Annotated in this window: 22 protein-coding genes; 8 read left to right on the top strand and 14 right to left on the bottom strand. The window is 75.5% G+C overall.

Going from position 1 to position 22,897, the window contains the following annotated elements; translation table 11 throughout:
- The 6 genes from A6V29_RS19935 to A6V29_RS19910 all read right to left on the bottom strand — a co-directional run bounded on the left by A6V29_RS19935 (position 1) and on the right by A6V29_RS19910 (position 6,091).
- Positions 1-1,845, bottom strand: a complete 1,845-nt coding sequence (locus A6V29_RS19935) for a glycerol-3-phosphate dehydrogenase/oxidase (protein WP_137161926.1) — start codon at positions 1,843-1,845, stop codon at positions 1-3.
- Positions 1,826-2,815: a DUF808 domain-containing protein gene (locus A6V29_RS19930; RefSeq protein WP_137161925.1), complete on the bottom strand. Its 990-nt coding sequence runs from the start codon at positions 2,813-2,815 to the stop codon at positions 1,826-1,828. The genes A6V29_RS19935 and A6V29_RS19930 overlap by 20 nt, the downstream gene beginning before the upstream one ends.
- Before the next feature lie 135 nt (positions 2,816-2,950).
- A complete protein-coding gene (locus A6V29_RS19925; RefSeq protein ID WP_137161924.1) occupies positions 2,951-4,090 on the bottom strand; it encodes an SIS domain-containing protein in 1,140 nt (379 codons plus the stop codon).
- 13 nt (positions 4,091-4,103) lie between these two features.
- Complete coding sequence (locus A6V29_RS19920; RefSeq protein WP_137161923.1) at positions 4,104-4,310, bottom strand: Trm112 family protein; 207 nt, start codon at positions 4,308-4,310, stop codon at positions 4,104-4,106.
- Positions 4,307-5,671, bottom strand: a complete 1,365-nt coding sequence (locus A6V29_RS19915) for a phosphomannomutase/phosphoglucomutase (protein ID WP_137161922.1) — start codon at positions 5,669-5,671, stop codon at positions 4,307-4,309. Before A6V29_RS19915 ends, A6V29_RS19920 begins: the two co-directional genes overlap by 4 nt.
- Before the next feature lie 69 nt (positions 5,672-5,740).
- The gene (locus A6V29_RS19910) at positions 5,741-6,091 is read right to left on the bottom strand and encodes a DUF3499 domain-containing protein (protein ID WP_283956385.1); all 351 of its coding nucleotides are present in this window, start codon (positions 6,089-6,091) and stop codon (positions 5,741-5,743) included.
- Positions 6,092-6,193: 102 nt separating this feature from the next.
- On the opposite strand from A6V29_RS19910, the gene dprE2 reads away from it, so the two are divergent.
- From dprE2 to A6V29_RS21385, 3 genes are read left to right on the top strand one after another with little or no spacing between them, the layout of a single operon-like run.
- Positions 6,194-6,946 carry a decaprenylphospho-beta-D-erythro-pentofuranosid-2-ulose 2-reductase gene (gene dprE2, locus A6V29_RS19905; protein WP_212719678.1) on the top strand — a complete coding sequence of 251 codons (753 nt, stop codon included), beginning with the start codon at positions 6,194-6,196 and terminating at the stop codon, positions 6,944-6,946.
- Positions 6,947-6,986: 40 nt separating this feature from the next.
- Entirely contained in the window at positions 6,987-7,454 is a 468-nt protein-coding gene (locus A6V29_RS19900; protein WP_137161920.1) for a metallopeptidase family protein, read from the top strand.
- Between the two features lie 30 nt (positions 7,455-7,484).
- Positions 7,485-8,387, top strand: a complete 903-nt coding sequence (locus A6V29_RS21385) for a hypothetical protein (RefSeq protein ID WP_137161919.1) — start codon at positions 7,485-7,487, stop codon at positions 8,385-8,387.
- A gap of 6 nt (positions 8,388-8,393) precedes the next feature.
- Here A6V29_RS21385 and A6V29_RS19890 read toward each other — a convergent pair whose 3' ends face one another.
- Positions 8,394-9,236, bottom strand: coding sequence for a hypothetical protein (locus A6V29_RS19890; RefSeq protein WP_137161918.1), 843 nt, complete (start codon positions 9,234-9,236; stop codon positions 8,394-8,396).
- A gap of 63 nt (positions 9,237-9,299) precedes the next feature.
- Positions 9,300-9,554: a WhiB family transcriptional regulator gene (locus A6V29_RS19885; RefSeq protein WP_170977979.1), complete on the bottom strand. Its 255-nt coding sequence runs from the start codon at positions 9,552-9,554 to the stop codon at positions 9,300-9,302.
- Between the two features lie 340 nt (positions 9,555-9,894).
- Between A6V29_RS19885 and cofD the strand changes: the two genes are divergently transcribed.
- Genes cofD through A6V29_RS19865 form a run of 4 tightly spaced genes read left to right on the top strand, consistent with a single transcriptional unit; the run spans position 9,895 to position 14,532 of the window.
- Positions 9,895-10,851 carry a 2-phospho-L-lactate transferase gene (cofD, locus tag A6V29_RS19880; RefSeq protein ID WP_283956384.1) on the top strand — a complete coding sequence of 319 codons (957 nt, stop codon included), beginning with the start codon at positions 9,895-9,897 and terminating at the stop codon, positions 10,849-10,851.
- Positions 10,848-11,903: a coenzyme F420-0:L-glutamate ligase gene (locus tag A6V29_RS19875; RefSeq protein ID WP_137161915.1), complete on the top strand. Its 1,056-nt coding sequence runs from the start codon at positions 10,848-10,850 to the stop codon at positions 11,901-11,903. Before cofD ends, A6V29_RS19875 begins: the two co-directional genes overlap by 4 nt.
- Before the next feature lie 23 nt (positions 11,904-11,926).
- Positions 11,927-12,793, top strand: a complete 867-nt coding sequence (gene rfbA, locus A6V29_RS19870; protein ID WP_137161914.1) for a glucose-1-phosphate thymidylyltransferase RfbA — start codon at positions 11,927-11,929, stop codon at positions 12,791-12,793.
- Positions 12,794-12,810: 17 nt separating this feature from the next.
- Entirely contained in the window at positions 12,811-14,532 is a 1,722-nt protein-coding gene (locus A6V29_RS19865) for an arabinofuranosyltransferase AftB family protein (RefSeq protein WP_137161913.1), read from the top strand.
- A 4-nt stretch (positions 14,533-14,536) separates the two neighbouring features.
- On the opposite strand, the gene A6V29_RS19860 is transcribed toward A6V29_RS19865, so the two are convergent.
- From A6V29_RS19860 to A6V29_RS19840, 5 genes are all read right to left on the bottom strand, one after another.
- On the bottom strand, positions 14,537-15,466 hold the full coding sequence (locus A6V29_RS19860; RefSeq protein ID WP_137161912.1) for a DNA-3-methyladenine glycosylase family protein: 930 nt from the start codon (positions 15,464-15,466) through the stop codon (positions 14,537-14,539).
- The gene (gene wsfD, locus A6V29_RS19855; protein ID WP_137161911.1) at positions 15,463-16,980 is read right to left on the bottom strand and encodes a glycan biosynthesis hexose transferase WsfD; all 1,518 of its coding nucleotides are present in this window, start codon (positions 16,978-16,980) and stop codon (positions 15,463-15,465) included. The genes A6V29_RS19860 and wsfD overlap by 4 nt, the downstream gene beginning before the upstream one ends.
- 87 nt (positions 16,981-17,067) lie before the next feature.
- Positions 17,068-18,168, bottom strand: coding sequence for a mannose-1-phosphate guanylyltransferase (locus A6V29_RS19850; protein ID WP_137161910.1), 1,101 nt, complete (start codon positions 18,166-18,168; stop codon positions 17,068-17,070).
- The gene (locus A6V29_RS19845) at positions 18,168-19,133 is read right to left on the bottom strand and encodes a glycosyltransferase family 2 protein (RefSeq protein WP_137161909.1); all 966 of its coding nucleotides are present in this window, start codon (positions 19,131-19,133) and stop codon (positions 18,168-18,170) included. The genes A6V29_RS19850 and A6V29_RS19845 overlap by 1 nt, the downstream gene beginning before the upstream one ends.
- Positions 19,134-19,138: 5 nt before the next feature.
- The gene (locus A6V29_RS19840; protein ID WP_137161908.1) at positions 19,139-20,308 is read right to left on the bottom strand and encodes a glycosyltransferase family 4 protein; all 1,170 of its coding nucleotides are present in this window, start codon (positions 20,306-20,308) and stop codon (positions 19,139-19,141) included.
- Between the two features lie 177 nt (positions 20,309-20,485).
- Here A6V29_RS19840 and A6V29_RS19835 point away from each other — a divergent pair, with 177 nt between their 5' ends.
- Entirely contained in the window at positions 20,486-21,787 is a 1,302-nt protein-coding gene (locus A6V29_RS19835; protein ID WP_137161907.1) for an acyltransferase family protein, read from the top strand.
- Between the two features lie 6 nt (positions 21,788-21,793).
- Here the strand turns inward: A6V29_RS19835 and A6V29_RS19830 are convergent, their stop codons facing one another.
- On the bottom strand, positions 21,794-22,897 hold the full coding sequence (locus A6V29_RS19830) for a glycosyltransferase family 4 protein (RefSeq protein WP_137161906.1): 1,104 nt from the start codon (positions 22,895-22,897) through the stop codon (positions 21,794-21,796).

Below are 22,897 nucleotides of genomic sequence, written 5' to 3'. Positions count from 1 at the left end.
CTAACGCCCGGTTCCCGCTCCCCGGGCCTCCGCGGGCACTGCTCGGCCCTCTCGTCGCACGAGACCCTCGCCTCCCCCGGGCGACACCCCGGCCCGCACGTCGGGGGCGCCGAGCCGGGCGGCGTCGGCGGTGCGGTCGTCGGGCATCCGCTGCGACTCGCGCTCCGCGTCCACCCGGGCGGTGTAGTGCGCGACCTCCCGCTCGGTGCGCTCGTCGTCCCAGCCGAGCTCCCGGCGCATGAGCGCGGCGACCTGCTCGGCGGAGTCGACGCCGCGGTGCGCCGTCTCGATGGAGACGCGGGTGCGGCGGGTCAGGACGTCGTCGAGGTGCAGCGCTCCCTCGGCGGTCACCGCGTGCACGACCTCCGCGGCGAGGTAGTCCGGCGCACCGACGATCGGCGCGGCGAGCTCGGGGTCGGCCGCGGCCAGCGCGAGCACGTCGGGGGTGCGGTCGCCGTGGCGGCGCAGCAACCGCTCGACCGCGGCCTCCGGCACGCCGGACGCGGCGGCCAGCTCGGCGGCGGAGTCGCGGACCTCCGTCCAGCGGGTGGCGCCGACCAGCGGCAGGTCCGCGGTGCGCGAGGGCGGGACCCCGGGCAGCCAGGCCGCGGCGGCGTCGACGGCGTCCTCGGCCATGACCCGGTAGGTCGTGTACTTGCCGCCGGCCACCAGCACCAGGCCCGGCACCGGGTTCACGACGGCGTGCTCGCGGGAGAGCCGGCTGGTCTCGTCGGACTCGCCGGCCAGCAGCGGCCGCAGGCCGGCGTAGACGCCGAGGATCTGGTCGGCGGTCACCGGCCGGACGAGGACCCGGTTGACCTGGTCGAGCAGGTAGGCGATGTCCGCGCTGCTGGCCGCCGGGTGGTCGCGGTCGAGCTTCCAGGGCGTGTCCGTGGTGCCGACGATCCACTCCTCGCCCCACGGGATGACGAACAGCACGCTCGTCGGCGTGCGCAGGATCAGCCCGTCCGGCGTCCCGCCGGCCTCCGCGAGCGAGCCGCCGTCGATGGCCGACCGGGGCACGACGAGGTGCACGCCCTTGGAGGCGCGCACCGTGAGGTTCGGGGCGGAGTCACCCAGCATCTCCCCGACGTCGTCGCTCCAGACGCCGGTCGCCGCGATCACGCTCCGGGCGCGGACCGTGAACGAGGAACCGTCGGTCAGGTCGGCCACCCGCACGCCGACGACGGCGGCGTCGGGGGCGTCGCCGTCGCGCAGGAGGCCGGTGACCCGGGCGCTGGACAGCACCCGGGCGCCGTAGCCGGCGGCGGTGCGGACGACGGCGAGCGTGTGCCGCGCGTCGTCCACCTGCGCGTCCCAGTACCGGATGGCGCCGTGGACGACGTCGGGGCGCAGCCCGGGGAACGCCTGCAGCGTGGCCGTGCGGGACAGGTGCCGGTGGCGCGGGATGGGCCGCCGACGAATGAACGCCGCCCCGAGCACGTCGTAGAGGGCGACGCCCGCCCCGAAGTAGGCCCGCTGCCAGACCGGCGCGGTGAGCGGGAGCAGGAAGGGCAGCGGCCGCACCAGGTGCGGCGCGATGGTCTGCACCAGCCGGGCCCGCTCGTGCAGCGCCTCGTGGACCAGCGGGAACGCGAGCTGCTCCAGGTAGCGCAGGCCGCCGTGGATGAGCTTGCTGGAGCGGCTGGACGTCCCGGCGGCGAAGTCGCGCGCCTCCAGCAGCCCCACCGACAGACCGCGGGCGGCCGCGTCGAGCGCGGCTCCGGCACCGGTCACCCCGCCGCCGATGACCAGGACGTCCACGACCTCCTCGGCCAGCCGCGCGCGGTCCGCGCGCCGTCGGGCCGGCGACAGCAGCGTCCGATCAGCGGTCCCCGTGGGCATGACCTCCAGTGTCCCCCGTTCCGGAGCTCGGGGTGTCGCTGGCGGAGTGGCCGCGGTGCACCGTGAGCGTCATCACGAGGACGATCAGACCGCCGACGACCAGCCCGAGGAGCGCGCTGCCCAGCGTGTTGACCAGCCAGCCGACGACGCCGCCGAGGGCGCCGGTGGCGTCGTGCGCGGCCTCCTCCACGGAGTGCACCGCGTCGTAGAGCAGGTGCCAGCCGAGGTCGTCGGTCCCGACGAGGAGGATGTGGCCGCCGACCCACAGCATGGCGGCGGTGCCGATGACGGTGAGCGCGGACAGCAGCTTGGGCATCGCCCTCACCAGCCCGCGCCCGAACGCGGCCACGGCCTCGCCCGGGCGCTGGGCCAGGCTCAGCCCGATGTCGTCCATCTTCACGATCAGACCGACGACGCCGTAGACGAGCGCGGTGATGCCGAGCGCGACGACCAGCAGGATGATCGCCCGCGACCAGAACCCCTCGCCGGCCACCTCGTTGAGCGCGATCACCATGATCTCGGCCGACAGGATGAAGTCGGTGCGCACGGCGCCGGACACGATCGTCTTCTCGTCCGGGAGTGCGTCCTCCACCGTGGCGTGCGACTCCTCGTGGCCGCGCAGCCGGTGCCACACCTTCTCGGCGCCCTCGTAGCAGAGGTAGGCCCCGCCGAGCATCAGCAGCGGGGTGAGCAGGAACGGCAGGAACTCGCTGAGCAGCAGGATCGCGGGCAGGATCACCAGCAGCTTGTTGCGCAGCGAGCCGACCGCGATCCGCCGGATGATCGGCAGCTCCCGCTCGGCGCTCAGGCCCTGCACGTACTGCGGGGTGACGGCGGTGTCGTCCACGACCACACCCGCCGCCTTGATGCTGGCCCGCCCGGCGGCCGCCCCGATGTCGTCGATCGACGCGGCCGCCGCCCTCGCCAGCACCGCCACGTCGTCCAGCAGGGCTACGAGTCCACCCGCCACGGGAAGTCCTTCCGGTCGGTCAGCACCTGCGCGCTGTCCAGGTCATGATCGTCCGTCCGGCCCCGCGTGCGCTGCGGCGCGCCCGGCCGGGAACCGCTCTACCCGCGCATCCGCGGGGCCGAACCGTGCTGCGGGTCAGGGACGCTGCCCACGCTCCCGGTCCAGCGCCAGGGCCAGGTACACCGCGCTGAAGTCGGCGACGGCCAGCTGCCGTGCCAGCTGCGGGAGCCGCGCCGGTTCGGCCGCTGCGTGCTCGGCCAGCGCGCTGACGGGGACGTTGCGGGCCGCCGCCGTCCGCAGCACCTCCTGCATGGCCTCCCCCGCCGACCTGGGCTCCCGCTCCCCCGAGCCGTCGTGGCCACCGGCACCGGCGTCCCGGATGGTGAGCAGCCGCAGCCGACGGCCGGCGTCGTCGGCCCGATCGCGGAAGAAGTCGTCCTCGTCCTGCGGGGCGAGCGGACCGCCCAGCACCGAGCAGGCGGCCACCCGCTGGTCGGGCAGCCGGAAGCCGGTCGCGGGCAGGCCGGCGAGGGTGGCGAGCTGGTCGGCGATCCGGATGGCGGCCGCACCGGCGAGCGGGCCCTCCGCGGCGATCACCGGCAGCGCGTCGAGGAGCTCCACGGCCAGGGTCTTGGCCGGGTTGACGAACGTCTCCCGCGCCGGCCCGCACTCCTCGGCCGTCGCGTCGAGCGCGCCGGCGATCGACTCGGGATCGGCGACGTCGTCCGGCAGCAGGCCGAGTTCGGCGGCGAGCAGCAGCATCGGGGTGAGCAGCGACCACAGGGCCGTGTGCCGGACCCGCGACGCGGGGAGCGGCACGTAGGGGGCGCGCGCGGTCGAGCAGGCGGCGCGCAGCGGGGCGTCCTCGGCGCCGATGCCGAGCAACGAGACCCCGCGCCGCGCCGCCTCGTACGCCGGGGTGACCGCGTAGGCACCGGCTCCCGTCCGGGTGGCGACGACGACCACGTCGCTCGGACCGGTCCACAGCGGCAGCGCGGGGCCGGGCACGACGTCGACGCTGACCGGGCTCGACGGCCCGAGCAGCGCCCGCAGCACCGAGGCGGCCACGGCGCCCTCCCGCCGCGCCACGACCACCAGCCCCCGCGGACGGCCACCGCGGGTGACCCGCTCGAGGGCGGACTCCGCCGTCAGGCGCGCGGTCTCGCGCACCTGGGCGCCGGCGCCCGCGACGGCGGGGAGCAGTCCCCGGGGATCCCGGGCGCGCAGCACCGCGAGATCGTCGAGGACCTCCTCGGCGATCTCGGGCGAGGTCACGGCTCGATCGGGCTCACTGCGTGCGGTGCCGCGCCTCGTCGAGGAGCAGCACCGGGATGCCGTCGCGCACCGGGAAGGCCCGGTCGCAGGTCGGGCACACCAGCTCCGACGCCGCCTCGTCCACCGTCAGCGGGGTGTGGTGGGTGTCCGGGCAGGCCAGGATGGACAGCAGCTGCGGGTCCAACCCGAGCGGTCCAGCGTTCGTCGCGTCCGTCGTCATGCCCGCACCATCCTCAGCACCTGGTCCCGCAGTTCGGTCATCCGCGCCTCGTCCGGCGCCTCCACGTTGAGCCGCAGCAGCGGCTCGGTGTTGCTCGCGCGCAGGTTGAACCACGCGCCGTCGGACAGCTCCACGGTGAGCCCGTCGAGCTCGTCGACGGAGGCGCCCGGCTCGTCGGCGAACGTCGCCCGCACGTCGGCCATCCGCGCGGCCGCGTCGTCCACCGTCGAGTTGATCTCCCCCGAGGCGGCGTAGCGGGAGTAGGCCGCGGTCAGCTCCGACAGCGTGCCCGCCTGCTCGCCCAGCGCGGCGAGCACGTGCATGGCGGCGAGCATCCCGGTGTCGGCCCGCCAGAAGTCGCGGAAGTAGTAGTGCGCCGAGTGCTCCCCGCCGAAGACGGCGTCGGTCCGGGCCATCTCGGCCTTGATGAACGAGTGCCCGACCCGCGTGCGCACCGGCTCGCCGCCGTGCTCGCGGACGATCTCGGGCACCGCCTTGGAGGTGATCAGGTTGTGGATGATCGTCGTCCCGGTGCCCTTGGCCAGCTCGCGGACGGCGACCAGCGCGGTGACGGCCGACGGGCTCACCGGCTCGCCGCGCTCGTCGACGACGAAGACCCGGTCGGCGTCGCCGTCGAAGGCCAGGCCGATGTCGGCGCCGTGCTCGCGCACTGCCGCCTGCAGGTCGACCAGGTTGGCCGGGTCGAGCGGGTTGGCCTCGTGGTTCGGGAAGGAGCCGTCGAGCTCGAAGTACAGCGGGACCACCTCGAGCGGCAGGTCGGCGAGGACCACCGGCACCGTGTGCCCGCCCATGCCGTTGCCGGCGTCGACGACGACGGTGAGCGGGCGGATGCCCGACAGGTCGACCAGGCTCCGCAGGTAATCCGCGTACTCGCCGAGGACGTCGCGCTGGCTCACGGAGCCGACCCGACCGGGCTCGCGCTCGTAGCCGTCCCGCTCCGCGAACGCGCGGATCTGTGCCAGGCCCGAGTCCTGCCCGATCGGCGCCGCGCCGGCCCGGCACATCTTGATCCCGTTGTACTGGGCGGGGTTGTGGCTGGCGGTGAACATCGCCCCAGGGAGCCCCAGCGAGCCGGAGGCGAAGTAGAGCATGTCGGTCGAGCCCAGGCCGGCCTCGACGACGTCGAGCCCGCGGCTGATCACGCCTTCGGCGAAGGCCCGCGACAGCGGCACCGAGGAGTCGCGCATGTCGTGGGCGGTGACGACCGAGGTGGCCCCGCTGTCCCCGTGCACGAACTCGGCGAACGCGGCCCCGAGGGCACGGGCGACGTCCTCGTCCCACTCGTCGGGCACGACGCCACGGACGTCGTAGGCCTTGATGATCGATGAGAGGTCGTCCACGCGGCGACCTTATCGGCGCCCGCGACCGATCGCTTGGACGGCCACCCTGCAGCGGGGCCGTGCCAGCCGTTACGAGAGGTCGGGGAGGACGCGCAGGTGGCCACGCCGGGTGCCGCGGCCGTCGTCGGCCGGGTCGCGGGCGGGCTCGGGGCGGGCCGCCTCGCGGACGGCGTCGGCCAGCGCGAGCAGGTCGTCGCCGGTCGGACCGGCGTCCTCGAGGTCGATCTCGTGGCGGACGACCTCCCAGCCGCGCGGCACGGTCAGCCGCTCCGCGTGGAACTCGCAGAGGTCGTAGCTGTGCGGCTCCGAGGAGGTCGCCAACGGACCGACAACGGCCGTCGACTCCGCGTACACGTAGGTCAGTGTCGCCGCTGCCGGTTGCGCGCAGCCGCTGCGCGAGCAGCGACGTGACTGCCTCACCACCGGTTCCTCACGCCAGGCACAGTAAACCCGACCGCGGGCACACCGCAGCAGGCGCACCGGGGAGTCGGGCAGGCCGGCCCCATCCTGCACGATGACCCCGTGGGCATCGACGCGGGTCCGGTCCTGGTTCTCGGCGGGCGCAGCGAGATCGGGACGGCCGTCGCCGCCCGCCTCGTCGCCCGGGGTTGCGACACGATCGTGCTGGCCGCCCGGCGGTCCGCCGACCTCGACGCCGAGGAGGCGGCGCTGCGCCGTGCGGGCGCGCGAACCGTCGGCCGGGTGGAGTTCGACGCCGACGACCTGGGGTCGCACGCCGCCGTGCTCGCGGAGGTCGAGGAGCGGTTCGGCGCGCCGGCGACCGTCGTGGTGGCCTTCGGCGTCCTCGGCGACCAGGCCCGCGCCGAGCGGGACCCCGCGGCCGCCGTCGCGATCGTGCACACCGACTTCACCGCGCAGGTGCACGTCCTCACCCTGCTGGCCGAACGGATGCGCGCCGCCGGGCGGGGCACGCTGGTCGTGTTCTCCTCCGTCGCGGGAGTGCGCGTCCGCCGCGCCAACTACGTGTACGGCTCGGCCAAGGCGGGTCTCGACGGGTTCGCCAGCGGGCTGGCCGACGCGCTGGCGGGCACCGGCGTGCGGCTGCTGCTGGTGCGTCCCGGCTTCGTCGTCGGCCGGATGACCGAGGGGATGTCACCGGCGCCGTTCTCCAGCACCCCGGACCAGGTGGCCGACGCCGTCGTCGCCGGGTTGGCCGGACGGCGCGGCGAGGTGTGGGTGCCGCCCGTGCTCCGTCCGGTGTTCTTCCTCATGCGGCTGCTGCCGCGTGCGGTGTGGCGCCGGCTGCCGCGCTGACGCTCCGGGGCCCCGTGCGCGCCGTAGGCTCTCCGCTGCCATGACCCACCCCTCGCGCCGTCCTCCGCGCTCCCGTCGCGACCGCCACGGACGCGGCCTGCGCGGCCGCCTGGTGCCGGCCGAGGTCCCGCTCTCCCGCACCCGCGGCGAGCAGTTCGACGACCTCGTCCTGGACGCGGTGGAGGACCTCGAACGCCGGTGGGAGCGCGAACTGGCCGGGGTGGAGTTCGCGGTCGAGGACGTGCCGTGGGTGGAGCACACCGACCCCGACGAGGTGGTGCTCGACGCGGACGTGCTGGACGACGGCGGCGTGCCCCTGGCCCGCCTCCTCCCGGCGCACCGGGAGGACGGCCGCGAGGTACCGCCGCGGATCATCGTGTACCGCCGTCCGCTGGAGCTGCGCGCGGGCGAGCGGGACGATCTCGCCGACCTGGTGCGCGACGTCGTGGTGGACCAGGTGGCGGTGCTCCTGGGCCGCGATCCCGAGGAGATCGACCCCACGACGTGAGGCCGTCCAGCCCTGCGATGCTGGGGCGCGATGGACGTTCCCGCGTCGGCCGTCGGGCCGTGGCTCGCCCTCGGCGCGGCGCTGGGCATCCTGCTGGTCCTGGTCGTCGGCGCGGCCGTCCGCCGGCTCCGGCTGCCCGACCGGACCGGACCGGGCGCCGGCGCCGCCTCTCCCGCCGGCGGGCACGACGACCTCCCCGGCTTCCTGGAGCACCCACCGGGCACTCCCGGCGCCCCTCGCGGCAACGGCGAGGGCTGGACGTCGCTGGCCCCTCCCGCGCCCGCCGCGCGCGCGGTCCGCGAGCGCGCCCCGGCCGCAGCGAGCCCCGGCCGGGTGATCGCCGCCTTCGCCGTCGCGGCCGTGCTGCTGATCGGCGTGGCGGCGGCGCTCGCCGCGGCACGCACCCCGGAACGGGTCGCCTCGTCAGGGCCGCCGGCCTCCGCGCCGGACGCAGCGGAGCCGGCTCGGGGAACCGTCTCCGCCCGGCTGGCCTTCACCGGCGTGGTGCTCGAGGAGCACGCCGTCGGCATCACGGCGGGCTACCCCGAGCTGGAGCTGACCGCCGACGGGCACGACGCCACCGCCCGCCTGGTGCTGCCCACCGCCAACTGCCTGGCCGCCGAGCCGCCGCCGGCCGCCGAGGACGCCCGCTGCCGAGCCGGCCGCACCGAGTACGCCGACCTCGACGCTCCGGAGCTCCGCGTGCAGCGGGAGGGCGACCGGTGGCGCGTCAGCGGCACGTTCACCACCCGGCTGCGCCCGCCGGGCGGCGCCACCGAGCCGACGGGCCGGAGCTACGAGGTGGTGGTCACCGTCGCGCCCGACGGCGAGCCCGGCTCCGGCTGGGTGCCGGCCGACGCCCGGCTGGAGTGGGGCGATCAGCACGCGGCCGGACGCGAGGGGGCGTCGGTCGTCCGTCAGGACGGCGGATGACGGCGGTCAGCCACGTCCGCCGCCCAACCGGCGCGCGACGTCCGGCGCGGGCAGCAGGGATCGCACCGGGACGCTGACCTCGGCCAGCGGAGCACCCCGTTCCGGGCGCAGGCCGGCGGCGCCCGGCGGGCCCCACCACGGCCAGCGGTCGTCGCGATCGAGCAGCGTGAGCAGGCCGCTGCGCACCCCCTCGCCGGACGCGTCGGGGACGACGGCGACCTCCAGCTCGCCGGTGACGGCGTGCAGCCGGGCCGCGGCACGCACGAACTCCCGCACGCGGCGGTCGGGCTCGGCGGCCAGCAGGAGAGGCAGCCAGCGCTCCAGCTGCCGGGCGTCCCGGCTGCGGACCACCGGCCCGAGCGCGTCCAGCTCGTCGACCAGCCCGGTGCTCCGGCGGGTGGCGGTGCGCCCCTCGGTGAACCGGGCGGCCACCCGGCGGGAGGTCGGATCGCCCAGCGGCAGGCCGGCGAGCCGGAGCGACCACGGCCCCCGGAGCCCCTGCACGACGTCCGTGATGCCGTCGGCCAGGTGGCCGGCGGCCTCCTCGTCCCGCGCCAGCAGGCGGGTCGTCGGCCGGCCACCCGGCAGCGGGGCGGGACCGTCACCCAGCGCCGTCACCCGCGCGACGAGACCGCGACGGCGCACGTGGAGGAACGCGGCCGCCGCCACGGCGGTCCGCTGCGGCGTCTCGACAACGACGGCCACCGGCGACCCGGCCCGCGTGTCGAGCACCGTGGTCAGCCAGGGCGCCCGGGCCGTGACCGGCGCGCGCACCCGCTCGGCCAGCGCGCCGGCCGCGCGGAGCTCGGCGGCCACGCCGGCGGCGCCCACGACGACCCGGGTGTGCATCCCCCGATAGCACCACAACCGCCGACGGACTCCGTCGGCGGTTGTGCGTGGTCGGCTGTCTCCTCAGACCGCGCGGCGGCGCAGGCGGCGCCGCTCGCGCTCGGACAGGCCGCCCCAGATGCCGAAGCGCTCGTCGTTGGAGAGCGCGTACTCCAGGCACTCGGCCTTGACCTCGCACCCGGTGCAGATCTTCTTCGCCTCGCGGGTCGAGCCGCCCTTCTCGGGGAAGAACGCCTCCGGGTCGGTCTCCGCGCACAGCGCGCGCTCCTGCCACGACTGACCCTCGGCCTCGAGGCCGATGCCGAGCAGCCCGGACAGCGCCGAGCCCGAGGAGTCGCCCAGGGCCTGACCCGCGCCCGCCCCGAATCGGTCGGCCACCCGGTCGTTGCCGTTGACGTAATCGCTCAACCACGACACTTCGGCCATGACGATGCGTCCCCTCTCGTTCGTGTCCCGGTGCGCGGCTGTCGAGACGTTCCCGGACCGCTCAGCACTCGATGACATCGACGGAATTACACGCGTGTCGTTGCCCGGCCGTCAACTTCGCCCGGTGTAAGCGACACGCCACACCTGCCTCGCGCGTCACAGCCCGTTCGTCAGATCTCGTGCGCTACCCCGACACGCCCGTGGAACAGTCGACAACTGCCTATCGGGCACGATGGCTTTCGTGCAGATCGTGGTGCTGGCAGGTGGGACCGGAGGGGCTCGATTCCTACGGGGGGTGCGAGCCGCTGTTCCGGAGGCGGAGATCACCGCCGTGGTGAACACCGGGGACGACGTGACCCTCCACGGGCTGCGCATCTGCCCGGACCTCGACACGGTGATGTACACCCTCGGCGGGGGCATCGACGAGGAGCGCGGCTGGGGGCGGGCCGGCGAGAGCTGGACGGTCAAGGAGGAGCTCGCGGCCTACGACGCCGACCCCGACTGGTTCGGCCTCGGTGACCGCGACCTGGCCACGCACCTGATCCGCACGCGCATGCTGGATGCCGGCTACCCGCTGTCCGCCGTCACCGCGGCGCTGGCCGCCCGCTGGCAGCCGGGCGTCACCCTGCTGCCGATGAGCGACCAGCGGGTGGAGACCCACGTCGTCGTGCCCGATCCGGAGACCGGGCGGCCGCGCGCCATCCACTTCCAGGAGTGGTGGGTACGCCACCGGGCCGAGCTGGACGCCTCGGCCTTCGTCCAGGTCGGGGTGGACTCCGCCCGGCCCGCCCCGGGCGTCACCGAGGCGTTCGCGGCGGCGGACGCCGTCCTGCTCGCACCGTCCAACCCCGTCGTGTCGATCGGAACGGTCCTCGGAGTGCCGGGGGTCCGCGAGGCGCTGCTGTCCACCCCGGGCCGCATCGTGGGCGTCTCGCCGATCGTGGGCGGCGCGGTCGTGCGCGGCATGGCCGACCGCTGCCTGCCGGTCCTCGGCATCGACGTCAGCGCCGAGGGCGTGGGCCGGCACTACGGGGCCCGCTCCGACGGCGGCCTGCTCGACGCGTGGCTCGTGGCGCCGGACGACGGTGCCGCCGTGCCGGGCGTGGACGTCCGGCAGGCGCCGCTGCTCATGTCCTCCCCCGAGACCACGGCCGCCCTCGCCCGCGCCGCCCTGGACGCGGCGCTGTGAGCGTGCCGCCGGCGGGCGTCTCGGTGCTGCCGGTCGCCGGGCTGCCGGAGTTCGCGCCCGGGGACGACCTCGCCGCCGCGATCGCCGGGGGCGCCCCCTGGCTGGCCGACGGTGACGTCGTCGTCGTCACCTCGAAGGTGGTCTCCAAGGTCGAGGGGGCGCTGGTCCGCGTGGAGCCGGGCGCCGACCGGGAGGCGGCCCGGCAGGCCGCCATCGACGCGCAGACGGTGCGGGTGGTGGCGCGGCGCGGCCCGCTGAAGATCGTGCAGACGCCGCACGGCTGGGTGGTGGCCGCCGCCGGCATCGACGCGTCGAACGTCGAGCAGGGCGCGCTGGTCCTGCTGCCCGAGGACGCCGACGCCTCCGCGCGGACGCTGCGATCACGGCTGCGGGACCTGCTCGGCGTCGACGTCGCCGTCGTGGTGAGCGACACGTTCGGCCGGACCTGGCGCGAGGGGCTCACCGACGTCGCCGTCGGCTCCGCCGGCATCCCCGCGCTCGTCGACCACCGCGGCGCCGTCGACGCGTACGGCAACCGGCTGGAGACCACCCGGATCGCGCTGGTCGACGAGCTGGCCTCGGCCGCCGACCTGGTCAAGGGCAAGCTCGACGGCGTGCCGGTCGCGGTGGTCCGCGGGCTCTCCCCCGCCGCGCCCGAGCCCGACGAGGGCACCCGCCCGCTCGTCCGGCTCCCGGCGGAGGACCTGTTCCCCTACGGCTCGCGGGACCTGGTCGGCTCCCGGTCCCCCGAGGTCGAGCTCGTGCCCCGCGAGGGCGAGCTCGAGGCCGTCGCGGCCGCCTTCCGCACGGCCAGCGCCGCCCTGCCCGAGTTCCCCGTCGTGCTGCGGCACGGCGGGGAGGGCGACGGCGTGGTCGACGTCCACCTCACCGACGCCGTGACCACGACGACCGCGGTCAACCTCGGCGCGCTGCTGGGCGCGGCGATCGTGCAGCTTCACGCGGAGGGCTGGTCGACCCGCTGGGAGCCGGCGGCCACGGCGGGCGGCACCTCGCTCGTCGGCCGGCTCTGGGTGGGCACCCGCCCGGCCTGAGCGGCGTCGGTAACGTTCCCGCCATGCGTGGGATCATCCTGGCCGGTGGCACGGGGACTCGGCTCTTCCCGATCACCCAGGCGGTGAGCAAGCAGCTCATGCCGGTCTACGACAAGCCGATGATCTACTACCCGCTCTCGACGCTCATGATGGCCGGCGTCCGCGAGGTCCTGATCATCACGACGCCCGCTGACCAGGACGCCTTCCGCAACCTGCTCGGCGACGGCAGCCGGCTGAACATGCGCATCGACTACGCCGTCCAGCCGCGCCCCGAGGGGCTCGCGCAGGCCTTCCTCATCGGCGCCGAGTTCCTCGGCGGCGAGCCGGCAGCACTGGTGCTCGGCGACAACATCTTCTACGGAGCCGGCCTCGGCCGGGCGCTGTCCCTGCTGCCCGAGCCCGAGGGCGGGCACATCTTCGCGTACCACGTGCGCAACCCGGAGGAGTACGGCGTCGTGGAATTCGACGCGAGCGGTCGCGTGCTCTCCATCGAGGAGAAGCCGGCCCGCCCGAAGAGCTCCTACGCGGTGCCCGGGCTCTACTTCTACTCCGGCGACGTCGTCGAGGTCGCCCGCGGCATCCGCCCCAGCGCCCGCGGTGAACTGGAGATCACCGCGGTCAACGAGCACTACCTCCGGGAGGGCCGGCTCACCGTCACCGCGCTGGACCGCGGCACCGCCTGGCTGGACACCGGGACGTTCGCCTCGCTGCGCCATGCCACGGAGTTCGTCTCGGTGGTCGAGGAGCGCCAGGGATTGAAGATCGGCTGCATCGAGGAGGTCGCCTGGCGCAACGGCTGGCTGGACGACGACGGCCTGGTGAAGGTGGCCGACGCGCTCGGCAAGAGCGGCTACGGCACGTACCTCCTCGGCCTGCTCGACGACCGCTGACCGGGCCCCGTCCTCGCGTGGGCAGGACCGGCACCCGGGACGTCGCCGGGCGGGCGGAGCTCGTCCTCGTCGCCGCCGTCGCCCTGCTGGTCCTGCTGCTGGGCTGGCGGATGCGGTGGACGTCGGACGACGCGTTCATCAACGTCCGGATCGTCGAGAACCTGCTCGCGGGGCACGGACCCGTCTTCAACCCCGGCATCCGCGTGGAGGCCGGCACCTCGCCGCTGTGGCTGGGCCTCGTCGCGCTGGTCTCCCTGCTCCCGGGGCTCGGGATCGAATGGGCGGCGGTCTGCCTGGGCCTCGGCCTGACCACCGCGGGGTTCGTCCTCGCCGGGCTGGGCGGCCGTCGACTGCTGGGCAGCAGGGACTCCGTCGTCGTCCCGGCCGGCCTGGTCCTGGCGGCCTGCCTGCCGCCGATGTGGGACTTCACCACCTCCGGTCTGGAGACCGGCCTGACCTTCGGCTGGCTCGGGCTGTCCTGGTGGCTCTGCGTCCGGTGCCTGGACCCCGGGGCCCCGCGGTCGGGACATCTCTGGACGGCCCTCGTGCTCGGCCTCGGCCCCCTCGTGCGGCCGGACGCGGCGGTCTTCTCCGTGGTGTTCCTGGTCTGGCTCCTGGTGGTCCAGCGGACCTGGCGCGCCCGGGCCGCGGTCGTGCTGGTGGCCGGGCTGCTGCCGGTCGCCTACCAGGTCTTCCGGATGGGGTTCTTCGGCCTGCTGGTGCCCAACACGGCGGTCGCCAAGGAGTCGTCCCGGGCGCTCTGGGAGCGGGGGGCCACCTACCTGCTCGACTTCCTGGCGCCCTACGGCGCGGTCCTCGTCGGCCCGCTGGTCGCGGCGCTGCTGGCGGTGGTGCTCGTGACCCTGCGGGGAGATCGTCGGGCCACCGGGCTGGTCGGCGCCGCCGTCGTGGGCGCCCTCCTCCACGCCCTCTACGTCGTCCGCGTGGGCGGGGACTTCATGCACGGCCGGATGCTGCTGCCGGCCACCTTCCTGCTGCTGGTGGCAGTCGCCGTCGTCCCCGTCGGCCGCCGGTGGACGACGGCCACCGTCGGGCTGGTGGCGCTGACCGGCGTGCTGAGCACCGTCACCGCGGCCACCGGGCGGGTCGAGTACGCCGGCCGGGTCAGCGCGGACGGCATCGCCGACGAACGCGGCTTCTACGCCGCTCTGGCCGACCACCCCCGGCCGGTGACGCTCGACGACCACGAGGGGAACGCCTTCGTGCCGTACGGGCGGGCGGTGGCCCGGCTGCGGGAGTCCGGGTCGCGGGTCGTCGTGACGCAGGACGGCCTCCTGAACCCGGAGCGGCGGGTCACCGTCGTGGGCCGGGCCCGGGAGCGGTTGCTGTTCGCCATGGGGAACGCCGGGCTGCTCGGGGTCGCCGCGGGGACGGAGACGCTCGCCCTGGACGGCGTGGGGCTCACCGACAGCGTGGGGGCGCACCTCGAGGCGGGCGCGCCGGGTCGCCCGGGACACGAGAAGGAGGTGCCGCTGGTCTGGTACTGGGCGCGCTACGGCAGCGGGCTCACCGACGAGGCCCGCCTCCGGGGGGTGACCGCCGCGGACGTGACCGCCGCGCGGGCCGCGCTGGACTGCGGTGCGGCCGCCGAGCTGCTGCGCGCCACCGAGCAGCCGATGAGCTGGAGCCGGTTCTGGTCGAACGTGGGCAGCTCGGTCACCCTCACCACGCTGCGGATCCCCGTCGACCCGCAGGAGGCGCGCCGGCAGCTGTGCTGAGCGGTCAGATCCGGCGGTAGTCGGTCGGCGCGAAGCGCGGGCCGCGCCGGGGCCGGCGCGGCCCACCGGCCAGCAGCAGCCGGACCACCCGCTGCCGGTGCCCCCGCCAGGGCTCCAGCAACGCGAGCATGAGGTCGTCGTCGGAGGTGCGGCGGCCGGCCAGCGCGAACCCCACCTGGTTCTTCAGGTGGTAGTCCCCGACGCTGACGGTGTCGGGGCAACCGAGCGTCCGCTGCACGACCTCGGCGGCGGTCCACGGGCCGATCCCGGGGACCGAGCAGAGCCGGCGGGTCAGGTCCGCGGAGCTCCACGTCGGGTCGGGCTCGAGCCGGTCCGCGACGCTCGCGACCGCGCGCAGCGCCCGCCGTCGTGCGCCGTCCAGCCCGCAGGCGTGCCACTGCCAGTCGGTGACGTCGAGGACCCGCCGCGCCGAGGGCACGACGCGCATGCCGTCCGGCGCCGGGCCCGGCGCCGGGTCGCCGGCCAGGCGCAGCAGCTCGCGCCAGACGCGGTTCGCCTCGACGGTGGTCACCTTCTGCTCGAGGACGGCGGGGACCAGCGCGTCCCAGGTCCGCCCCGTGCCGCCCAGGCGGAGCCACGGGGTGCGCCGGTGCAGCTCGGCGACGAGCGGGTGATCGCCCGGGTCGAAGGTGTCGACGGGATCGTCGGCGCCCAGCGCCCGCGGGACGGCGGCCCCGGCGTGCTCGGCGCCGGGCCCCCAGGCCGACACCGCCACCCGTCCCGCGGCGAGGCGGACCAGGAGCGTCGCGGGGCCGTCGGGGGTGGTGGTGGTCCGCCAGATCCCCTCGGCGCTGATCCGCATCGTCGGGTCGCCGGTGCCGCGCAGGTGCGGGGCGAGCGCCCGGCGCAGGTCCAGCGGCCAGTCCGGCTCCCACGTCGCCTCGTAGGCGGCGGTGCTCAGCGACGTCGTCATCGCGCGTCGGCCGCGGGTGCCACGGTCTGCCGTCGACGACGGACGGCGGCCACCCCCACCCGGATCCCGGCCTCGAGCAGGACCGCCAACAGCAGGCCGGTGGCGAACGCCGCGTGCACGTTGTGCTTGGCCAGCTCGTAGTAGCCGTCGCTGAGCGCCAGGACCGACTGGCTCACCGCGAAGCCCGTCAGCAGCACGGCGAGGACGCCGCGGGCGGCGCGGACCGGATCCCGCGACCGGGCCCACCGCACGCCGAAGACCGCCCCACCGAGCCAGAGGAACGCGATCGAGGGCACCGGCCACCCCTGCGGCAGCAGGCTCAGCACCCAGAAGACCGGGCTCGGCCGCTCCGCCAGCTCCGCCTCGTCCCCCGGCTCGCCGGGCACGTTCGCCAGGTAGTCGACGCGGGCCTCGGTCACGGCGTCGAAGGACTGCGGCACCAGCTCCAGGAAGCGGTCGGGGTGCGCGGCGAAGAACCTGAGGTAGGTCCGCCAGGTGAAGATCGTCGCGGCGTGGTCGTGGATCTCCTCGTCCCCGAGGGGATCGTCGTCCCGCCAGGCGCTGGCGCCGGCGTAGCGCTGCAGCTCGGGCGGCAGGCCCAGCTCCTCGAGGTCGGCGGCGGGATCGTCGGACTCCGCGAGCAGCGTGTAGAAGAGCACGTTGAACTTGTTGCCGTTGCTGAACCCCTCGCCCTGGCTGCGCGCGACGGAGGCGCCGAGTACTCCCGTGAGCAGCACCACGGCCACCATGGCGAGGCCGAGGTGGGGAACCGCCCAGCGGCGAGGCGCCGCGGGGCGTCGCCAGGCAGGCCGGCCGACGAGGAGCGCGAGGGCGACCGCCGGGACGGCGGTCAGCAGCGCGGTCTTGGCCGTGGCCGTGAACGCGATCGCCACCGCGGCCACCAGCAGCCACGGCCAGGTCCGGTGGACGACCAGACCCACGACCCCAGCGCACACCCACAGCAGTCCGATGAAGCCGGCCTGGTCGGTATAGCCGGAGTTCAGGTAGGTGACGAACCCGATGTCGCTGGCCGCGACGACCACCAGCGCGACGAGCGGCCAGCGCGCCCCGGCGCTGCCGGGCAGGGCGAGGAAGAACGCCGCGGCACCGAGCCCGAGCAGGACCGCCCCGAGGACCGCCAGGACGGCCATGTCGAAACCGTCGCTGCCCGTGACGAGCCGGGAGAGCCAGTACGCGAACCGGAGCAGCGGACGCCAGGAGGTGTGGTACTCCCAGTTGTCGCCGGTGCACGGCTCGGACGCCACGTAGTCGCCCTCGAAGCTCTCCTTCCGCGAGTCCGGGCCGACCTCGAGGCCGAGGCGGCACACGAGCCGCTCGCCGTCGCCGTTGTCGGCCAGGCCGACGGTGCCGCTGGCGAAGAGCTGGGCCAGCACGACCGCGGTCGTGACGGCGAAGACGACCGCGGCGCCGGCGGCCCGCACCCGCGCCGGGAGACGGCCCCCGCCCGACTCCGGAGCGGCGTCGGACCGACGCCGGTCACGGAGCGAGGACACGACGACCATCTTCCGCGATTCTCCGGGCCGCTGCGGGGACCTCCCGATGACTCCGGACACGGCGCGGCGCCCCGGGCGTGCCCGGGGTCAGCTGAACCGGTCGCCGTGCCGGGCCTCGACCTCGGCGAGCAGCTGCTTGACCCGCTCCGCCTCGGACACCGGGCAGACCATCGTCACGTCGGCGGTGTGCACCACCACGCTGTCGCGAACGCCGAGCAGCGCGACCAGGTGGTCCGGGTCGTCGGAGAGCACCACGTTGCCGGAGCTGTCGAGCAGCACCCGCAGCCCGCGGGCGGCGTTGCCGTCATCGTCGCTGTCCAGCGTGTGCGCCAGCGCCGGCCACGAGCCGATGTCGAGCCACTCGACGTCGAGGTCGACGACGGCGACCCGACCGGGCTCGGCGGCCGCGGGCTCCAGGACTGCGTAGTCGACGCTGATCTTCGGCAGCGTCGGGAACACCTCGGCGAGGACGGCGTCGCGCTCGGGGCCGGCCGGCGCGGCGACGATGCGGGCCAGGCCCTTCGCCGACTCCGGCAGGTGGTCGGCCAGCGCGTCGAGCACCGTCTGCGCCCGCCACACGAACATGCCGGAGTTCCAGACGTACTCCCCCGACGCCAGGTATGCCTCCGCGGTCTCCCGGTCGGGCTTCTCGCGGAACGACGCCGCCTCGGCCGCGCCGGCGATTTCGGTCGGCGCGCCCTTCTGCACGTAGCCGAACCCGGTCGCCGGCGAGGTCGGGGTGACCCCGAGGGTGACCAGCGCGCGGGGGCGCACGGCGAGCAGGTCGTAGGCGGTGGTGAGCGCGGCGGCGAAGCGGTCCACCGGCCGGATGACGTGGTCGGCGCTCACGACGGCGAGCTCGGCGTCCGGATCGACGTCGGCCACCAGGGCGGCGGTGAGCCCGACGGCGTTGGCGGTGTCGCGCGCGGTCGGCTCGAGGACCAGCCGGTCGGCCCGCAGCCGCGGCAGCGCCGCCCTCACCATGTCGGCGTAGCGCGCGGCGGTGCAGACCCAGATCCGCTCGGCGGGCAGCACCGCCTCGAGCCGGGTGAACGCCTCGGCCAGCAGGCTGTGCACGCCGCCGTCGTCGTCGGCCACGACGTCGAGGAGCTGCTTGGGGCGCCCGGCCCGGGACAGCGGCCACAACCGCGTACCCGAGCCGCCGGCCATGATCACCGCGTGTCGCATCAGTCGTCCCTCTCGGTCGTCCGGTCGGCCTGGGCGGGAGCGGGGTGGTCCGGGTGGTCGAGCGGCAGCTGCTCCACCGTCTGCTGCGGCTGAGCGCCCTCGTCGACCTTCCGGCTGGCGTAGGACAGCAGCATCCGGGCGCCCAGCCCCGCGCGCAGCGCTCCCCGCAGCGGCGCGTGCCGGCGGCGGGGCCAGTCGGCCGACAGGTAGCGCAGGGCACTGGTGTGGTGCACCCGCTGCATCCGCCGGGCCGAGCGACGCGTGGCGTGCCCGCCCTCGTGGGTGACCACCGCCGTCGGGACGTAGACGTGCAGCCAGCCGGCCTGGCCCAGCCGGCGGGCGAGGTCGACGTCCTCGAAGTACATGAAGTAGCCCGGGTCGAACCCGCCCACCGAGGCATATGCCTCCAGGTCGACGAGCAGGCAGCTGCCCGACAGCCAGCCGGCCGGTCGCTCCGCGAGCTCGTCCCGCTCACGCCGGTAGCGGGCCGTCCACGGGTTGGTCGGCCAGACCCAGCCGAGCGCCGCGTGCCCGATGCCCGTCGACAGCGACGGCAGCTCGCGCGCGGAGGGGTAGATCGCCCCCTCGGGCGTGCGGATCGCCGGGCCGAGGGTGGCCGCACGCGGCCAGCGGCCGGCCGCCTCGATCAGCTCGTCCACGGCGCCCGGCTCGAAGCGGACGTCGGGGTTGGCGATGATCGCGTATCCGGAGGAGAGCCCAGCGAGGCCCGCGTTCGCCGCCGCCCCGTAGCCGATGTTGCCGCCGGTGCGCAGCAGCGTGACCTCGGGACGCTCCCGCGCGGCGCGCTCGGGGACGCCGTCGGTGGAGCCGTTGTCGGCGAGGACCACCTCGTAGGGCCGGCTCGTGGCCAGGGCGAGGGAGTCGAGGAAGCCGTCGAGCGTCCGTCCCGGGGAGAAGGTCACGACGACCACCCGGAGCGGCGCGTCGGCCGAGGCGCTTCCCACGCGGGTCACCCTACGTCGGGCGCGACGGGTCCCCGGCCCGCTCCCCCGGCCGCGGCGGCGTAGACGTTCAGGTGCTGCTCGGCGCACGACCGCCAGGTGAAGCCGGCGGCCCGCGCCACCGCGGCGGCGGACAGCCGCGCCCGCTCCGCGGGGTCGCCGAGCAGCTCGCCCAGCCGGGCGGCGATCGACGCCGCGTCCGGCTCGGTGTACGCGACGGCGTCGCCACCCACCTCGGGCAGCGCCAGCGACCGGGTGGTGAGCACGGGCGCGCCGCAGGCCATGGCCTCGAGCACCGGGAGCCCGAAGCCCTCGGCCAGGCTCGGGTAGGCGAGCACCTCCGCGCCGCCGAGGAACCCGGCGAGCAGGTCCAGCGGCAGGTAGCCGGGGCGCAGCACCTCGAGGTGGCCCGGCACCCGGGCGAGGACGTCGTCCACGCGGTCGTCCCAGCCGCGGCCGCCGGCGAGCACCAGCGCCGGCGGATCGGGCAGGTCGGTGACCGCGCGCTGCCAGCCCTCGATGAGGGCCGGCACGTTCTTGCGCGGCTCGATCGTGCCGAGGAAGCCGACGTAGCGCCCGGCCCACAGCCCGAGGTGACGCCGGGCGGCCGCGACCTCGTCAGCCGAGGGCACGTGGAAGCGGGCCGCGTCCACGCCGTGGTGGGCGACCGCGACCTGGCCGTGCACGCCCCGCGTCACGCGGGCCAGCTCGTCCAAGGTGGCCTGCGACGGGACCACGCAGCGGGCCGCCCGGCGCAGCGACGCCGTCGTCCAGCCGCGGAAGAAGGCACGCTTCACCGGCTGGTGCACCTCGGGGTGGGTGAAGAACGTCGCGTCGTGGAGGGTCGTCACGACCGGCACGCCCGCGGCCAGCGGCATCGTGTAGTGCGGGCAGTGGAGGACGTCGGCGCCGACGGTCCGGGCCAGGCGTGGCAGCCCGACCTGCTCCCACGCCAGGCGGACCGGCCGCCGTCCGATCGCCTCCGGCGCGATCTCGATGCGGGCGCCGGGGAGCAGCTCTCTGTAGAAGTCGCCGTCACGGCCCTGGCAGACGACGGCGAGGTCGACCTCGAGGCGGGCGAGCTCGGGCAGCAGCTGGTCGACGTACCGGCCGACACCGCCCCGGTCGGCCGGCACCGCGGTGGCGTCGACGAGGACGCGGAGCGGGGTCTCGGGCATGCGTCACCTCTCCTGCGCCGGGGCTGCGCGGCGCAGGCCGTGGACGACCGGGCGAGCGTAACGCCGCCGCCGGAGCGCTCGGGCGACACAGCGGCTGTGCCACCATGGGGAGCGATCGCTCTCCGGGGGCTCGCCGTCGACCGCCGCGGGCCGCCCACGTCGGAGGACCTCTCTCGCATGCCGCCGCACTCCCCCAGCGACGTGGGCACGGCCGCCGCGCTCGAGGACGCCGCCGCTCCGGCCGCCCCGACAGCTCCGTCGCGCGAGGCAGCCGTCACCCGGCAGGGCCGGCTGGAGTTCCTCGACGCCCTGCGCGGTATCGCGGCGCTCGTCGTGGCCGTGCAACACCTGGGCGAGACGCAGTGGGTGGAACTGCTCGGGTGGTCGCACCACTGGTTCCGGCCCGGCAGCTTCGGCGTCCTCGTCTTCTTCCTCTGCAGCGGGTTCATCATCCCGGCGTCCCTGGAGCGGCGGAACGACCTCGTCGAGTTCTGGATCGGCCGGTTCTTCAGGTTGTGGCCGCTCTACCTCGCAATTCTCGCCGTCGTGTTCGCGGCGTGGGGTCTCAGCGCCCGGTACTCGCCGCCGGACGGCTACCGGGTGTGGGAGGACTCCCTGCTCAACCTCACGATGCTCCAGGTCTTCACCTCCCGGCCGCTGGTCATCGGTGCGTCCTGGACGCTCGGGTACGAGCTGGTCTTCTACCTGCTGGTGTCGGTCCTGTTCCTGCTCGGCGTGCACCGCAGTTCGGCCACCACGTCGGTGGTCCTGCTCGTGGCGGCGCTGGGTCTGGGCGGCACGACAACGCTCTTCATGGTCCAGCGGCAGCCGGACCACTGGTGGGCCTTCCCGGCCGCCGGCCTGCTGCTGCTCCTCGTGGTGGCGGGCCGGGTCCGCGGCCTGGACCGGCAGGTGGCGCTGGTGGCCATGGGCGCGGTCGTCGTCCTCGCGATGTCCAACCGCCCGCACGGCCTGTACTTCTCGCTGCTCGTGCTGGGCTCGATGTTCGTCGGCACCGTGCTCTACCGCTGGACGGCCGGCCAGACGAGCGGCCGGACCGCGGCGACGGTCTTCGGCCTGGCGCTGGCTGTCATCGCGCTCGCCCAGTACACCTGGCACGTCGGGCACCCCGAACCGCTCAGCGGTGTCACGCCCCAGTGGTGGACCGAAACCCTCACCTTCCTCGGGGCGTACCTGGTGTTCGGCGCGGCGCTGCTGCTGAGGTCCTACCGCTGGCCCCGGCTGCTGGTGTACCTCGGCACGATCAGCTACTCGGTCTACCTGCTGCACGCCCTGGTGCTGCTCCTGTTCCCGCAGGTGCCCGGTGGGCCCTGGGTCCGCTTCTCCGCGATGATGGCCGTCACCGTCGTCGGGGCGATGCTCACCTACCGGTTCATCGAGAAGCCCGGGATTGCGCTGGGCCGCCGGGTCGTGGCGGCCCGCCGTGCCCGCGCAGCCGAGCCCGCGGTCGGCGCCTGAACCGCGCTACCTGCGCACCTCGCCGTAGAGGTCCCACAGTCGCTCGGCCGCGCCGGCCCAGGAGAAGTCCCGGGCACGCTCTTGCCCCCGCCGCACGAGGTCGGCGCGCAGGTCCTCCTCGACCAGCACGCGCGCGAGGGCGCCCGCCAGCGCGTCGGCGTCGCCGACCGGCACCACCGCCGTCGCGCCGCCACCCACCTCCACCAGCGCCGGGTCGTCGGAGGTGACCACCGGCACCCCCGCGGCCATGCCCTCCAGGACGGGCAGCCCGAACCCCTCGGCCCTGCTCGGCACCACCACCGCCGCCGCGCCATGCAGCAGCGCGGCCAGGTCCGCGTCGGGGACCCGCCCCAGCGCTCGCACCCGGTCGGCCGCGAGCCCGGCGTCGGCCGCCACGCGGCTCAGGTCCACGCCACCCCAGCCCGGCTGGCCGGCCACCAGCAGCGGCAGATCGGGGGCGCCGGGGCGGCCCAGCGCCCGGACCAGCACGTCGAGGCCCTTCCGCGGCTCGAGCGTCGCCGTCGTCATCAGATAGCTGCCCGGGACCGCGCCGAGCCTTGCGAGCCGCTGGGCAGCGTCCGCAGGCAGGGCGAGCCGGTCCGACACCCCCTCCCCCACGACGACCACGGGGCAGCGCAGGTCGAGGTGCCGCGCGAGGGCGCGGGCGACCGCGTCGGTGGGGACGACGACGGCGGCCGCCGAGGCCGCGGCCCGCTCCGCCATGCGGCGGTGCCAGCGCACGCCGCGCGGGGTGAGCGTCTCGGGGTGAGTCCACGGCACCGCGTCGTGCACCGTCACCACGACCGGCAGCCGGCCGCCCAGCGGCGCGAGCAGCGTCGGGGCGTGCACCAGGTCGACCTGCGTCGGTCGCGGCAGCGCGGAGCGCTCCCAGGCTGCGGTCAGCGCCCGGCGCGGCAGCGGGAGCCGGTGCGGCCCCCTCACCCCGGGCACCCGGGCGGCCGCGGTGTCCCGGTGCCAGGCCGTCCAGCCCTCGACCGCGTCCCCGTCACCGGCGGTCGCCGCCAGCGCGGCGGCGACCTCGTAGGCGTACCGGCCCGTGCCGCCGGGCACGCGGGCCAGCACCTGCTCCACGACCACTCCGACCCGCAC

The sequence above is a fragment of the Blastococcus sp. CCUG 61487 genome, from assembly GCF_005222955.1.
Taxonomy (GTDB): Bacteria; Actinomycetota; Actinomycetes; order Mycobacteriales; family Geodermatophilaceae; genus Blastococcus.
This window is presented reverse-complemented; position numbering and strand designations above follow the sequence as displayed.